A 14,388-nucleotide genomic window follows, 5' to 3' on the forward strand; every position below is an offset into this window, starting at 1 on the left:
AAGGTGAATTGCTCCGTTTCCGTATTTCATATTATCTTATGCTGATTATCATGTTGCCGACGCGGGGCCTTGTCAATCGTCCTTGCGCGAGCGTTGGCCCCACGGGTTCAGCGGCCGGAGTGTCGCACCGCTCGTGCGGGCTGGGAGGGAATTCAGAGGAATGCTGGAGCGCGAGACGCCGCCCATCGGCACGATGTCGGCCCAGATCGGCCAGCATCTGGGCACACGCATCGTCTCCGGCGAATTCACGCCGGGCGATCTCCTGCCGGTGGAAAACGACCTTTGCCAGTTCTATGGCGTGAGCCGCACGACGATCCGCGAGGCGGTGAAGACGCTGGCCGCCAAGCGACTGGTCGACGTTTCGCCCAAGGTCGGCACGCGCGTGCTCCCCTTTGCCGACTGGAACCTGCTGGATCGGGACGTCCTCTCCTGGCGGCTCAACGCGCAGTTCGATTCCAAGATCGTGGAGGACATCTTCGAGATGCGCTTCTGCTTCGAGCCCCGCGCCTCCTTTCTTGCCGCCCGCGAGGGCACGGCCGAGGATTACGGGCTGATCGAGCATCATTTCCAGGCGCTCGCCTCCAGTTACGGGCCGGACGGTTCGCCGGAAGCGGCGTCGCAGGCGGATCTCGAATTCCACCTCGCGGTGATCAACGCCTCGCATAATGGGCTCTTCGTCACCATCGGCACGGCGCTGAAATCGGCACTCCGCGTGTCCTCGCGGCTGATCCAGCGCGAAAGCACGCAGCCCATCGCCGATCTAGACCTGCACGAGGCGGTGTGGACGGCGATCTCCCGGCGTGAGCCGCAGCAGGCTGCCGGCGCCATGGAGAAGCTGCTGCACGCCGCGCGCGCCCGCGTGCTGCCCTTCACGGTCGGCCCCGACCCATGAGGACCGACATATGAAGGTCCACACGAGATGGCCCACACAAGAAGGCCGGGCGCTCCGACCGCATCGCGACTGACATAACAAGACAATCAGGGAGGCATTCATGACCACCACAGCAGAGGTGCGGCCCAGCCTGTCCCTCGACGGCACCTGGGAGTTTCGCCACGAAAGCCGGGACGGCTGGCGGACGACGACGGTGCCCGGCCCTTGGCAGGCGGCCTTCGACGACCTCCGCGAGAGCTCCGGCACGGCCGACTATCGCCGGACCTTCCTGCTGCCCGCCGATTGGGCTGGCCGGGAGGTGTGGCTCCGCTTTGGCGCGGTGAACTATTTCTGCATCGTGCGCGTGAACGGCACCGAGATCGGTCGGCACGAGGGCGGCTATCTCCCCTTCGAATTCGTCCTGCCGCCGGATTGCCTGCGCCCCGAAAACCAGATCGAGGTCACGGTCACCCTGCCCACCAGCGAGGCGGACCGCTTCCCGGACTTCCCCTTTCCGGAAATCCCGCATGGCAAGCAGAGCTGGTACGGCCCGCTCGGCGGCATCTGGCAGTCTGTCAGCCTGCTTGCCCGCTCCACGCCGCATCTCGCGCATTGCCGTATCCACGCCGATCTCTCCGGGGGCGTGAAGGTCGATCTCGGGCTTTCCGCGGCTCATTCGGGTGCCATCAGGATCCGTGCGCTCGGGCAGGACGGTTCATCCGCCTGGAAGGGAGAGATCACGGCCGATGGCGAGCAGGCTGCGGCGCGGTTCCATGTCGACGCGCCGCTGCCCTGGTCGCCGGATGCACCGAACCTCTATCGGCTGCAGCTGGAGCTTCTCCGCGATGGCGAGGTGATCGACGCGCTGGAGGAAAGCTTCGGCTTCCGCCGCATCGAAGCGCGGGAGGGCAAGCTCTTCCTCAACGGCGAGCCGCTCTATCTCCGGGGTGCGCTCGATCAGGACTATTACCCCGACGGCATCTGCACGCCGCCCTCGCTGGAATTTCTGGAAGACCAGCTCCACAAGGCGAAGGAGCTCGGGCTCAACTGCCTGCGCTGCCACATCAAGGTGCCGGATCCGCGTTACTACGAGGTGGCCGACCGGCTGGGCATGCTGGTCTGGACCGAGATCCCCAATGTCGAGCAGCTGACGCCGAACGCCGCGCGGCGGCTGCGCGAGACCTTCGAGGGCATTCTCCGCCGCGACGGCAACCATCCCTCGATCATCGCCTGGACCCTCATCAACGAGGACTGGGGCACGCGGCTGGTGGAAAATCCCGAACACCGGGCCTGGCTCGCCGAGACGTTCGACTGGGCGAAAGCGCTCGATCCGACGCGGCTCGTGGTCGATAATTCCGCCTGCGTGCCGAACTTCCACGTGAAGACAGACATCAACGACTACCATTATTACCGCGCCTTCCCGGAAAGGCCGGCGGAGTGGGAGCGGCTGACGGAGGAGTTCGCCGGCGGCGCGGACTGGACCTTCACGCCGCATGGCGACGGCACCCGCACCGGCGAGGAACCGCTGATCGTTTCCGAGTTCGGCGTCTGGGGCCTGCCCGATCCGGCCAAGTTGACCGAACCGGACGGCAGCGAGCCCTTCTGGATGGAAAGCGGTCCCTTCTGGGGCGACGGCGCGGCCTACCCCCACGCGATCCGCAACCGCTTCGACATGCTGCGCCTCGACCGCGTCTTCGGCACCTTCGACCGCTTCATCGAGGCGGTGCAGTGGCACCAGTTCCGCAATCTCCAGTACGAGATCGGCTCGATGCGCTCGCACCCGTCGATCGTCGGCTACGTCATCACCGAGTTTACCGACGTGCACTGGGAGGCGAACGGCCTGCTCGACCTGAAGCGCAATCCGCGCGTCTTTCACGAGCGCTTCGCCGAGGTGAATACCGACATCGTGCTGGTGCCGAAGCTGGAGCGCCATGCATTCTGGACCGGCGAGACGATCGACCTCCAGATCGTGATCGCGGCGGGCGGGCGGCATGTGCCTGAGGGCTTAAGCCTGCGCTGGTCGCTGGCCGGACGCGCGGGCGAGGTCCAGGCGCCGGCCGTCGCGCCGCTTGCCACCTCCGCGCCGCTCGCCGTCACGATCGGTGCGCCGACGCTCGACGCCTCGGTCAATGCGACGCTGCGGCTCGACCTCGTGGCCTCCGATGGATCGGTGCTGGCGACCCATGCCGGCGACCTTGCCCTGCTCGCGCGGGCGCCGGAGCCCCCGTCCCTCACCCTCGCCTGTCGAGATCCCGAACTCGCCGCCTATCTCGGGGCTCTCGGCTACAGGCTTGCCAAGCCGGGCGAAGCCGACGTGGTGGTGGCGCGCGGCGTCGACGCCGACGATGTCGACGCGATCCGCCTCGGCGGCCGCATGCTGGTGCTGGCCGACGGGCATGGCCGGGCTCGCGGCAACCTCCGCGCCGACGAACCGCCGCGCGAGCAGCCCTTCATGCCGATCGTCGATGGAAGGCCCGGCATTCCCGTCGCCAACCATCATTATTTTCCCGGTCTCGGCCTTGCCGAGCGGCACGGCACGATGTGGCGCGGCGACTGGATCTCGTCCTTCTCGTGGCTGAAGCGGACCGGCGCCTTCGCCGACCTGCCGGGCGGCCCGCTGCTGGATCTCGCCTTCAACAATGTCGCGCCACGCCATGTGCTGACCGGCTTCCAGCCCTGGGAATATGAAAGCCGCGTCCATGCGGGCGTCGTGGTCGGATGGATCCACAAGCCCGCCGTGACGATCGGCGAGCGGCCCTTCGGACGCGGCAAGCTCGTCGCCAGCACCTTCCGGCTGACGGAATCCGCGCCCGGCGAAGACCCGGTCGCGGCGACCCTGATGGCGGCGCTGATCCGCACCGCGGCCGGACGTTGAGGGCAGGAGGGGACGAGGCGGGGCGAGCGCGCCGCCCCGTCCCTTCCTCATTCCTCGACGAAGATCCCGGCGGTGCGGAGAAACGGCTTCAGCGCCGGATTGAGATTGCCGCGCCGCCAGGCGATCACGTGCTCCACCACTGGCGCATCCTCCAGGTCGCGGAAGACGACGTCGGCAAAGCCGATCTTGCGCATGGTTTCCGGCACAAGCGCGATCCCGAGCCCCTCCGCGACCAGCCGGACGATGGTCTGCTGGAGCTGCGCTTCCAGCTGCACCAGCGGTTCGAAACCGGCGGCGCGGCAGAAATCGACCACGACGTTGCGCAGGATCGGCGCGACGTCGGCGTGGGTGGCGATCAGCGCCTCGCCTTCGAGATCGGCGGCTTGCACCGTTTCCCTGTCGGCCAGCCGATGGCCGGGCGGAACGACGAGGCAGAGACGCTCCCGATGGATCGAGCGGCTTTCCAGGGCCGGGTTCCCGCCCCCATGGAAGGTGATCCCGGCATCGAACTGCCCGGTCATGATCAGCTGCGGGAGCAGGCTCGGAATGACCTCGCGCAACGACAGCCGGACGCCGGGATAGGCCGCCATATAACGCCGCGCGATGCCGGGCAGCGCCCCGTAGGCCGCGTGCATCATGAAGCCGATGGCGAGTTCGCCGAGTTCGCCCTCATCGGCCAGCTTCGCGTTGCGACAGGCTTCGTCGAAGGAGGCGAGCACCGCTCTGGAATCCTGCAGGAAGCGCTTGCCCGCGGCCGCCAGCGACGCCTGCCGCGAGTGGCGCTCCACGAGCCGCACGCCGAGCTCGCGCTCCAACGCGGCGATCTGGCGGCTGAGCGGCGGCTGGCTGAGATTGAGACGCTCGGCGGCGCGGCCGAAATGCAGCGTCTCGGCGAGCGCCACGAAATAGCGCATCTGGCGAATATCGATCATGATGCCGAAAAGGTATGGATCGCCGGAATAATCGGCATTGGATCGTAACGCCTCCGCCCGCTATGCGGGAGGGGCTTCCTCCTCCTTCTCTCCCGAACGCCCGCGATCATGCTCTCCACCCTTTCCATCGTGCTGCCGATCTTCGCCCTGATCTTTGCGGGCTGGCTCGCACGACGCACGAAGATCCTGAGCCCGCAGGCTTCCAGCGAGATCAACCGTTTCGTGGTCTGGCTGGCGCTGCCGGCGCTGCTCTTCGACATCGTGGCCCATGCGCGGTGGAGCGATGTCTGGCAGCCCGGCTTCATCGCCGCCTTCGGGCTGGGTTCCGGCATCGTGTTCGCGCTGACGATCGCGGTGCGGCTGCGGCGTCCGCGCCATCTCGCCGATGCCGCGATCGACGGGCTGAACGCCGGCTATGCCAATGCCGGGTTCATCGGCTTTCCGCTGGCGCTGGTGGCGCTCGGGCACGACGCACTCGCCCCGACGCTTGTGGCAACCATCATCACGGTCTGCGTCCTCTTCGCCGCCGCCATCGTGCTGATCGAGACCGGCCTGCAGACGGAGAAGCGGCGGAGCCGGCTGGCCGCCAAGGTCGGCCTGTCGCTCCTGAAGAACCCGCTGCTGGTCTCGCCGCTGCTCGGCGCCATCGTGCCGCTGGCCGGGTTCACCATCCCGGCGCCGGCGGAAACGTTCCTCAAGCTTCTGGGCGGCGCGGCGTCGCCCTGCGCGCTGGTGGCGCTCGGCCTGTTCCTGGCCGCCGAACGCCAGCCATCGGAATCGGACTTCGGCACCACGACCCTCCTGGTGTTTTTGAAGCTCATCTGCCAGCCCGTTCTGACCTGGGTTCTCGCCGCTCATGTCTTCGGACTGCCGCCGCTCTTGACGCACACGGCCGTGCTGATCGCGGCGCTTCCGACGGGAACCGGCCCCTTCATGCTGGCGGAATTCTACAATCGCGAAGCCAGCATCACCTGCAACACGGTGCTGATCTCGACGATTCTCTCCGTCTTCACCGTGTCCGCCTATCTGGCGGTGGCCGGCTAGCGCAGACGCCCCCGACAGAAAAGGGCGGCTCGCGGCCGCCCTGCTGTTCGATCAGGCCGCCGCTCGCAGCAGCATGCCGAAAAGGTCGCGCGGCTCGTCCGGGTCGGCCACCATGTCGAGTTCCTCGAAGAAGGCCGTGCCGGTCACCTTGGAATGCACGTAGCGGAGGGCGGAGAAATCCTCCGTGGCGAAGCCGACGGAATCGAACAGCGTGATCTGCCGGGGATCGCGGCGGCCGGGGATCTGGCCGGTGATGACCTGCCAGAGTTCCGTCACGGGATGATCCGGCGCGAGCTGCTGGATCTCGCCCTCGATGCGGGTCTGCGGCGGATATTCCACGAAGATGTCGGCGCGGCGCAGGATGTCGGCGTGAAGCTCGGTCTTGCCCGGACAGTCGCCGCCCACCGCGTTGATGTGGATGCCGGAGCCCACGAGATTGTCCGTCAGGATCGTCGCGTACTGCTTGTCGGCCGTCACGGTGGTGACGATCTCGGCGCCCTGCACCGCTTCCTCGACGCTGCCGCAGATCGTGACGTCGAGCCCGAAGCCCGCGAGATTGCGGCGGCACTTCTGGCTGGCCGAGGCGTCGATATCGTAGAGGCGGAGCTTGTCTATGCCGAGCAGCGACTTGAACGCGAGCGCCTGGAATTCCGCCTGCGCGCCATTGCCGATGATCGCCATCGTCCGCGCGCCCCTGGGCGCCAGATGCTTCGCCGCCACGGCGGAGGTCGCCGCCGTGCGCAAGGCGGTGAGGATCGTCATTTCCGTCAGGAGCACGGGGTAGCCGTTGCCGACATCGGCGAGCACCCCGAAGGCGGCGACCGTCTGGCGGCCGGTGCGCGAATTCTTGGGATGGCCGTTGACGTATTTGAAGCCGTAGGCCGTGCCGTCCGAGGTCGGCATCAGTTCGATCACGCCCTCAGGCGAGTGGGCGGCGAGGCGCGGCGTCTTGTCGAAGCTTTCCCAGCGGCGGAAATCTTCTTCCACAACCTCTGCCAGCTCCGTCAGGAAACGCTCCACCCCGATGGAGAGGACCAGCTTCATCATGTTGTCCACGCTGACGAAGGGGACGATGTTGAGTTTCGGGATCATGCGGCAACTCCGGAAGGCGGCCGGAACGAAACGCTGTCGCCTTGGCCGAAAGAACTTGGGACCAGAGCCTAGGCGAGCAGAATGCAAGGCGAAACGGACGAAGTGCGGGAGATACGACATTTGTCCGGGCAGAAGTGGAGTAGCTTTCAGGCAACTTGATGGGTCGAACTCAGATGCCGGTGTCCTTCACCGTCTGCATGACCACGAAGGTGGAGGTGCTCGCGACATGCGGCAGGGTGGAGATGCGCTCGCCCAGCACGTGGCGATAGCGCCGGATATCGGCGGTGCGGACCTTCAGCAGATAGTCGAAATTGCCCGCGATCATGTGGCATTCCTCGACCTCCTGGATCCGGCTCACCGCCGCGTTGAACTCCCGGAGCGCCGCCTCGCGGGTGTCGCTGAGCTTCACCTCGGCGAAGGCGATGTGGTCCAGCCCGAACTTGCCGGGATCCAGCGTGGCGCGGAAGCCCTGGATGAAGCCATCTTCCACCAGCCGCTTCAGCCGGACCTGACAGGGGGATTTCGACAATCCGACCTTCCGGGCGAGGTCGGTGATCGTCATGCGTCCGTCCTCGACCAGAGCATCGACGATTTTCCGGTCAAAGACGTCTAATTCTCCGGCATCAACGGATTTCGCCGCCATTCTTCCCTCTTTCTATCCATAAAGAAGGAAGAAGACCTGTTTCCTCGCCGATTTCAAGCGCGTCGGCTCGCTGTCAGGGATGCTAGGATTTGAGCCAAGAGAAGCGCGGCCCGAACGCCTCGCTCAGACCCCGGTCCCGCCATGTCCGAACCCATCTCTGCGCCCACCGAAGAAACTCCGGCCGCCTCGCCGGTCTTTGCCGGTTTCGCTCCGCCGATCCGCGAGCAGGGCTCGCTTCGTCGGGCGATCACCGCCGCAACCCGCCGGCCCGAACCGGAATGCCTGCCGCCGCTGGTGGAAGCCGCAACGCTTGAGCCCGCCATGCGCGAAGCGGCTGCCCGCACCGCGCGCCGGTTGATCGAGGCTCTTCGCGCCAAGCACAAGGGCTCCGGCGTCGAAGGCCTCGTGCAGGAATATGCGCTGTCCAGCGGAGAAGGCGTGGCGCTGATGTGCCTTGCCGAAGCGCTGCTCCGCATCCCGGATACGGCGACGCGCGATGCGCTGATCCGCGACAAGATCGCCGACGGCGACTGGAAGTCCCATCTCGGCGGCGGCCGCTCGCTCTTCGTCAATGCCGCGACCTGGGGCCTGGTGGTCACGGGCAAGCTGACCGGCACCGTCAACGACCGTTCGCTTTCCGCCGCCCTCACCCGCCTCGTCGCGCGCTGCGGCGAGCCAGTCATCCGGCGCGGCGTCGACATGGCCATGCGGATGATGGGCGAGCAGTTCGTCACGGGCGAGACGATCGGCGAGGCGCTGAAACGGGCGCGGCCCCTGGAGGAGCGCGGCTTCCGCTACTCCTACGACATGCTGGGCGAGGCGGCGACGACGGCCGCCGACGCGGAGCGCTATTACCGCGATTACGAAGGGGCGATCCACGCCATTGGCAAGGCGTCCGCTGGGCGCGGCATCTATGAGGGGCCGGGCATCTCCATCAAGCTCTCGGCCCTGCATCCGCGCTATACCCGCGCGCAGGCCGGGCGCGTCATGGGCGAGTTGCTGCCCCGCGTGAAGGCGCTGGCGCTGATCGCCAGGGGTTACGACATCGGCCTCAACATCGACGCGGAAGAGGCCGACCGGCTGGAGCTCAGCCTCGACCTGCTGGAGGAGCTCGGCCTCGACCCCGGGCTTGCCGGCTGGGATGGCCTCGGCTTCGTGGTGCAGGCGTATGGCAAGCGCTGCCCCTTCGTGCTCGACTTCATCATCGACCTGGCGCGCCGCGCGGGCCGACGCATCATGGTGCGGTTGGTCAAGGGCGCCTACTGGGACGCGGAGATCAAGCGGGCGCAGATGGACGGGCAGGACGGCTTTCCCGTCTATACCCGCAAGATCCACACCGACGTTTCCTACGTCGCCTGCGCGAAGAAGCTCCTGGCGGCGACCGATGCCGTCTTCCCGCAATTCGCGACCCACAACGCGCAGACGCTCGCCACCATCTACCATCTCGCCGGGCCGGATTTCCGCGTCGGCCTCTATGAATTCCAGTGCCTGCACGGCATGGGCGAGCCGCTTTACGACGAGGTGGTCGGGCCGGCGAAGCTGAACCGTCCCTGCCGCATCTACGCCCCCGTGGGCACGCACGAGACGCTGCTTGCTTATCTCGTTCGCCGCCTGCTGGAGAACGGCGCCAATTCCTCCTTCGTGAACCGTATCGCCGATCCCGCCATCACGCTGGACGAACTCGTCGCCGATCCGGCGGACGCGGTGCGCGCCATGCCGGTGATGGGCGCGCCGCACGAGGCCATCGCCCTGCCGGCCGATCTTTACGGCGAGGTGCGCCGAAACTCCGCCGGGCTCGATCTCGCCAGCGAGACGGAACTTGCGGCCCTTTCCGACGCGTTGCGGCAGAGCGCGGCGCGGGACTGGTCGGCCGCGCCGGGCTTCGGCGGAACCGGTTCTGCCCGTCCGGTGCTCAACCCCGGAGACCGTGCCGACGTGGTGGGCCACGTGGTGGAAGCGTCCGAAGACGAAGCGCGCGACGCGGTCCGGCGCGCGGCTTCCGCCGCAGGGGGCTGGGCGGCAATTGGGCCGGCTGACCGCGCGGCGATGCTGGAGCGCGCGGCCGACCTCATGCAGGACCGCATGCCGATCCTGCTCGGGCTCATCTGCCGCGAGGCCGGCAAGTCCCTGCCCAACGCCATCGCCGAAGCGCGCGAGGCGATCGACTTCCTGCGTTATTACGCCAGCGAGACCCGGCGCACGCTGCAAGCGGCCGACCGCGCGCTCGGGCCGGTCGTCTGCATCAGCCCATGGAATTTCCCGCTGGCGATCTTCACCGGCCAGGTCGCGGCGCCGCTCGCCGCCGGCAACCCGGTACTCGCCAAGCCCGCGGAAGAAACGCCGCTGATCGCCGCCGAAGGCGTGCGGATCCTGCATGAGGCAGGCATCCCCCGCGAGGTGTTGCAGTTCGTGCCCGGGGACGGTCCGATCGGCGCCGCGCTGGTGGGCGCGCCGGAAACGGCCGGTGTCATGTTCACCGGATCGACGGACGTGGCGCGACTGATCCAGGCGCAGCTTGCCGACCGTCTCCCGCCCGGGGGCAAGCCGATCCCGCTGATCGCCGAAACCGGCGGGCAGAACGCGATGATCGTGGATTCCTCCGCGCTTGCCGAGCAGGTCGTGGGCGATGTCATCGCCTCCGCTTTCGACAGCGCCGGCCAGCGTTGTTCGGCTCTCCGCGTGCTGTGCCTGCAGGAGGAAGCCGCCGATCGAATCCTCGCCATGCTGAAGGGCGCGCTGCACGAGCTCGGCATCGGGCGCACGGACCGGCTCAGCGTCGATATCGGCCCCGTCATCACCGAAGAGGCGAAGGCCGGGCTGGAGAAGCATATCGACGCGATGCGGGCGCTCGGCCGCAAGGTGGAGCAGATCGCCTTGCCACCGGAAACCGGGGCAGGCACCTTCGTGCCGCCGACCATCATCGAACTCATGAGCCTCGCCGATCTCCAGCGCGAGGTGTTCGGCCCGGTGCTGCATGTGATCCGCTATCGCCGCGAAAAGCTCGACCGGCTGATCGACGACATCAACGCCACCGGCTACGGCCTGACCTTCGGCCTGCATACCCGGCTGGACGACACGATCGCCCATGTCACCAGCCGCGTGCGGGCGGGCAATCTCTACGTCAACCGCAACGTCATCGGGGCCGTGGTCGGCGTGCAGCCCTTCGGCGGACGGGGCCTTTCCGGCACGGGCCCGAAAGCCGGCGGCCCGCTTTATCTCGGCCGCCTCGTCGCCGACCCGCCCCGCCCGGTCGATGCTTCGGGTAGCCATCCCGGCGTGGCGCTCGGCGATTTCGCGGCATGGCTGGAGGCGCGGGGCGCCAGGGTTGAAGCCGAGCGAGCCCGCCAGACCGGGGCCGTCTCCCCCCTCGGCTTCGGCGCCGAACTGCCGGGCCCGGTGGGCGAGCGCAACCTTTATCACCTGCATCCGCGCGGCCGGATCCTGCTCGCGCCGCAGACGCCGGCGGGGCTCTACAGCCAGCTTGCCGCGGCGCTCGCCACCGGCAACCGCGTCGTGGTGGACGCCGGCTCCGGCTTGCAGGAGGGCCTCACGGACCTGCCGCGCAGCGTCGCGGCGCGGCTCACATGGTCGAGCGACTGGGCGAGCGACGGCCCCTATGCCGGCGCACTGGTGGAAGGCCATGGCGAGCGCATCCGCGCCGTGGCCACGCTGATCGCGAAATTGCCGGGGCCGCTGGTTCTGGTGCAGGCGGCATCCCCGGCGGAGATCGCCGGCAAGCCCGAGCCTTATGCGCTGAACTGGCTGGTTGAGGAGGTCTCGACTTCCATCAACACGGCGGCCGCCGGCGGCAATGCCAGCCTGATGGCCATCGGCTAAACCGACCGCCGACGACCCTCCGGAAGCCCGCCTCGTGCGGGCTTCTTCCATTCAGGGGCAGCACGATCTCTCCCACCGGCTTGCCCGAGGGACTTTATTCCCGTATTGTCTATAAACACAGTGTATTGTTCTTTCTCCTCCTTGCGGGCCTGCCTTAAGGTCTCCGCATCCCGATCGAAGGAGCAAGTCATGCGATGTCCGGGTCATCGAAGACCGGTCTGGTGCTTCAGGAGCAGCCTCCCCCGGCGGTCAGCGCGAGCGACTGCGCCCGAAGCCGGCTCGTCGCCGGAACGTGCCCGGACAGCGTGACGGGCGTGAAAGCCGGCGCCCGCGTCAGCACCCCAACGCGGTTTCTACCGTGGTTCCGAATTCATTCAGAAACAGGATCCCAGCCATGTCGATCGATCTTGTCCAAACAGGCTCGCCAGCGCTGGAGGCGGCGAAACCCCGCTCTCCCCGCTCCTCTCTCCTTGAGCTGAAATCCGGCCGATTCTTCCTGATCTCCTGGATCGTTCCGGTCGTGGCCGTTGTCCTCTGGGAGGCGCTGTCGCGCGCCGGTCTGGTCGCTGCGCAGGTCCTGCCGGCGCCCAGCAGCGTCGTCCTGACCGCCTGGAACCTGATCCAGCAGGGCCGGCTCCTGAGCGACCTCGGCGTCAGCCTGCTCCGCGCCGCGGCGGGCCTCCTCATCGGCGGCGGCATCGGCTTTTCGCTCGGTGTCCTCATCGGCTTTTCGCGGCTGGCGGAAGCGCTGCTCGACCGGCCGATCCAGATGGTCCGCGCCATCCCCTTCCTCGCTCTCCTGCCCATGGTGATCGTGTGGTTCGGCGTGGACGAGACGGCGAAGGTCTTCCTGGTTTCGCTCGCCGTGATGTTCCCGATCTACATCAACACCGTGCTCGGCATCCGGCAGGTCGATCCGAAGCTCCTTGAACTCGGCCGCGTGATCGGCCTGAGCAACCGCGAGCAGATCCGCCGCATCATCCTGCCGGGCGCGATGCCCTCCATCCTCAACGGGGTGCGCTACGCGCTGGCGGTCGCCTGGCTGGCGCTGGTGATCGCTGAAACGCTCGCCACCACAAAAGGCATCGGCTTCCTCGCCATGGATGCCCGCGAGTTCCTGCAGACCGACGTCATCGTCCTTACCATCGTGATCTATGCCCTAATCGGCGTCGGCGCGGACGGGCTGGCCCGCCTTCTGGAACACAGCCTGCTCGCCTGGCACCCGAACTTCGCGAAGGGATCGCGCTGATGTCCGTCGCCACCGTTCCCCGGGTTTCCGGCACGCCCATCGGCCCCGCCGTCGCCGTGCACGGGCTGAAGCGCCAGTATGGCGGCCGGGTCGTCATCGACCGGCTCGACCTCCGCATCGATCGCGGCGAGTTCGTCGCCCTCCTTGGCCAGAGCGGTTGCGGCAAGACCACGCTGCTCAGGGCGCTCGCCCGGCTCGACCTCGCGGATGCGGGCCGGATCGAAGGGCCCCTGCGCCCGGCCGTGGTCTTCCAGGAGCCCCGGCTCCTGCCCTGGGCGCCGCTGCACGCCAATGTGGCGCTCGGCATGGAAGGCCCGGAAGGGCAGCGGCTTGCGGCGGCGGCGCTGTCGGAAGTGGGCCTTGTTGGCCGCGAGAACGACTGGCCGCGCAACCTTTCCGGCGGGCAGGCGCAACGCGTGGCGTTGGCCCGGGCACTGGTGCGCGAGCCGGAACTGCTGCTTCTCGACGAACCCTTCGCCGCGCTCGACGCGCTGACCCGCATCAAGATGCATCTCCTGATCAAGGAGCTGGTCGCCCGTCACCGCCCCGGCGTCCTCCTGGTCACGCACGACGTGGACGAGGCGATCACGCTGGCCGACCGCATCCTCGTGATGAAGGCCGGGCGTATCTTCGCCTCCTACGAGGTCGGCGCCGAGGTCGAGCGCGAGCGGCTGCGTCGCGATCTCCTGACGGAGCTGGGCGTCGAGCTTCCCACGGCCGCCTGACGGAGCGCCTCCCACGAGATCAGGACCTCAAGAACATGCCTGGAAGGATTGCCTCATGACCAAGCTCGATCACGCACTGACGCGCCGCCATTTGCTGCAGGGCGCGGCGCTTTCCGCAGGCATTGCCGCGGCGGGCCTCGCTCTGCCGCGCGGCGCCTTCGCCGCCGGCACCCGCAACACCGGTACGGTCCGCCTCGGCTGGGGACAGGGCGGCCTGCCTCTGGTCGCGCGGGAACGGGGCGAACTGGAAAAGACGCTCGCCGGGAAGGATATCAAGGTGGAATGGGTCGGTCCCTTCCCCAACCATGCCCCCTCCATGCGCGCGGTGGTCGGCGGCAGCGCCGACTTCGGCTTCTGGGGCAGCACGACGCCGGCGCTCGCCGCTCTCATCGCGGGGTCGCCGCTCGTCTTCACCAATTTCCTGCTCACCAACCCGCGCAGCACCGCGATCATCGTCAAGAACGCTTCCGGCATCGCGGGCGTCAGGGATCTCAAGGGCAAGCGCGTGGCGGTGAACCGCTCCGGCCTCGGCGAATTCCTGCTGGTCGCCGCGCTGGAGAAGAACGGTCTCGACCGCAAGGACGTGGAGTTCGTCTACCTGAACCCGCCGGATGCCGCTCCCGCCTTCGGGCAAGGCAAGGTTGATGCCTGGTCCATGTGGTCTCCCGGCGTCGACATCGCCCGCGACCGCTTCGACGCCAGGGACATCTTCTTTGAAGGCAACGACCTCGATTTCGTCATCGACTTCACCTCGCTGGTGACGCTGCGCGGCTTCGCGGAGAAGAACTCCGAACTCGTCCGCGCCGTGATCGACGCCTATTACGAGGAAGGCAGGTGGGTGAACGATCATCCGGGTGAGGCCAACCGCATCGCGCAGAAGGTCGGGCAATATTCCGATGCCGTGCGCGATCACCTCACCGGCCTGCAGCAGAAGATCACCTTTTACGAGCCGGACGATCAGGACTTCGTCAAGAAGTTCCAGTTCGCGTCCGACTGGCTGAGCGAGCGCAAGATCCTGCCGCAGAAGGTCAACGTCTCCGATTATCTCGTGAAGACCTGACCCGAGAGCGCCACGGGGTGCCGACGGCGGCACCCACATCCGAATTCGCAGAGGAGACAG

At 67.5% G+C, this 14,388-nt stretch carries 10 protein-coding genes; 7 read left to right on the forward strand and 3 right to left on the reverse strand.

The features are described 5' to 3' along the window. Positions 1-160 precede the first annotated feature (160 nt). Both BMY25_RS12675 and BMY25_RS12680 read left to right on the forward strand, forming a co-directional pair. Positions 161-892 (forward strand): FadR/GntR family transcriptional regulator, encoded by a 732-nt coding sequence (locus BMY25_RS12675; RefSeq protein WP_092497089.1) that lies wholly within the window; start codon positions 161-163, stop codon positions 890-892. Between the two features lie 100 nt (positions 893-992). Further along, complete coding sequence (locus BMY25_RS12680) at positions 993-3,746, forward strand: glycoside hydrolase family 2 protein (RefSeq protein WP_092497091.1); 2,754 nt, start codon at positions 993-995, stop codon at positions 3,744-3,746. A gap of 47 nt (positions 3,747-3,793) precedes the next feature. On the opposite strand, the gene BMY25_RS12685 is transcribed toward BMY25_RS12680, so the two are convergent. Then, positions 3,794-4,678 (reverse strand): LysR substrate-binding domain-containing protein, encoded by an 885-nt coding sequence (locus tag BMY25_RS12685; RefSeq protein WP_092497093.1) that lies wholly within the window; start codon positions 4,676-4,678, stop codon positions 3,794-3,796. Between the two features lie 108 nt (positions 4,679-4,786). Here BMY25_RS12685 and BMY25_RS12690 point away from each other — a divergent pair, with 108 nt between their 5' ends. Further along, positions 4,787-5,722 (forward strand): AEC family transporter, encoded by a 936-nt coding sequence (locus BMY25_RS12690; protein WP_092497095.1) that lies wholly within the window; start codon positions 4,787-4,789, stop codon positions 5,720-5,722. A 51-nt stretch (positions 5,723-5,773) separates the two neighbouring features. Here the strand turns inward: BMY25_RS12690 and BMY25_RS12695 are convergent, their stop codons facing one another. Beyond that, a complete protein-coding gene (locus BMY25_RS12695) occupies positions 5,774-6,814 on the reverse strand; it encodes an ornithine cyclodeaminase (protein ID WP_092497097.1) in 1,041 nt (346 codons plus the stop codon). Positions 6,815-6,983: 169 nt separating this feature from the next. After that, positions 6,984-7,457, reverse strand: a complete 474-nt coding sequence (locus BMY25_RS12700) for an Lrp/AsnC family transcriptional regulator (RefSeq protein ID WP_092497100.1) — start codon at positions 7,455-7,457, stop codon at positions 6,984-6,986. A 141-nt stretch (positions 7,458-7,598) separates the two neighbouring features. Here BMY25_RS12700 and putA point away from each other — a divergent pair, with 141 nt between their 5' ends. From putA to BMY25_RS12720, 4 genes are all read left to right on the forward strand, one after another. Beyond that, positions 7,599-11,294, forward strand: a complete 3,696-nt coding sequence (putA, locus tag BMY25_RS12705) for a trifunctional transcriptional regulator/proline dehydrogenase/L-glutamate gamma-semialdehyde dehydrogenase (protein WP_092497102.1) — start codon at positions 7,599-7,601, stop codon at positions 11,292-11,294. Between the two features lie 394 nt (positions 11,295-11,688). Continuing rightward, positions 11,689-12,543, forward strand: coding sequence for an ABC transporter permease subunit (locus BMY25_RS12710; protein ID WP_092497104.1), 855 nt, complete (start codon positions 11,689-11,691; stop codon positions 12,541-12,543). Then, on the forward strand, positions 12,543-13,268 hold the full coding sequence (locus BMY25_RS12715) for an ABC transporter ATP-binding protein (protein ID WP_092497106.1): 726 nt from the start codon (positions 12,543-12,545) through the stop codon (positions 13,266-13,268). Before BMY25_RS12710 ends, BMY25_RS12715 begins: the two co-directional genes overlap by 1 nt. Before the next feature lie 55 nt (positions 13,269-13,323). Beyond that, a complete protein-coding gene (locus BMY25_RS12720; RefSeq protein WP_092497108.1) occupies positions 13,324-14,328 on the forward strand; it encodes an NrtA/SsuA/CpmA family ABC transporter substrate-binding protein in 1,005 nt (334 codons plus the stop codon). The last annotated feature ends 60 nt before the right edge of the window (positions 14,329-14,388 follow it).

This window comes from Faunimonas pinastri (assembly GCF_900110915.1).
GTDB classification, from domain to species: Bacteria; Pseudomonadota; Alphaproteobacteria; order Rhizobiales; family Afifellaceae; genus Faunimonas; species Faunimonas pinastri.

Excerpts from the sequence above, each read along its gene's own strand:
- BMY25_RS12675 (WP_092497089.1), top strand. The coding sequence starts at position 161 with ATGCTGGAGCGCGAGACGCCGCCCATCGGCACGATGTCGGCCCAGATC.
- BMY25_RS12680 (WP_092497091.1), top strand. The coding sequence starts at position 993 with ATGACCACCACAGCAGAGGTGCGGCCCAGCCTGTCCCTCGACGGCACC.
- BMY25_RS12685 (WP_092497093.1), bottom strand. The coding sequence starts at position 4,678 with ATGATCGATATTCGCCAGATGCGCTATTTCGTGGCGCTCGCCGAGACG.
- BMY25_RS12690 (WP_092497095.1), top strand. The coding sequence starts at position 4,787 with ATGCTCTCCACCCTTTCCATCGTGCTGCCGATCTTCGCCCTGATCTTT.
- BMY25_RS12695 (WP_092497097.1), bottom strand. The coding sequence starts at position 6,814 with ATGATCCCGAAACTCAACATCGTCCCCTTCGTCAGCGTGGACAACATG.
- BMY25_RS12700 (WP_092497100.1), bottom strand. The coding sequence starts at position 7,457 with ATGGCGGCGAAATCCGTTGATGCCGGAGAATTAGACGTCTTTGACCGG.
- putA (WP_092497102.1), top strand. The coding sequence starts at position 7,599 with ATGTCCGAACCCATCTCTGCGCCCACCGAAGAAACTCCGGCCGCCTCG.
- BMY25_RS12710 (WP_092497104.1), top strand. The coding sequence starts at position 11,689 with ATGTCGATCGATCTTGTCCAAACAGGCTCGCCAGCGCTGGAGGCGGCG.
- BMY25_RS12715 (WP_092497106.1), top strand. The coding sequence starts at position 12,543 with ATGTCCGTCGCCACCGTTCCCCGGGTTTCCGGCACGCCCATCGGCCCC.
- BMY25_RS12720 (WP_092497108.1), top strand. The coding sequence starts at position 13,324 with ATGACCAAGCTCGATCACGCACTGACGCGCCGCCATTTGCTGCAGGGC.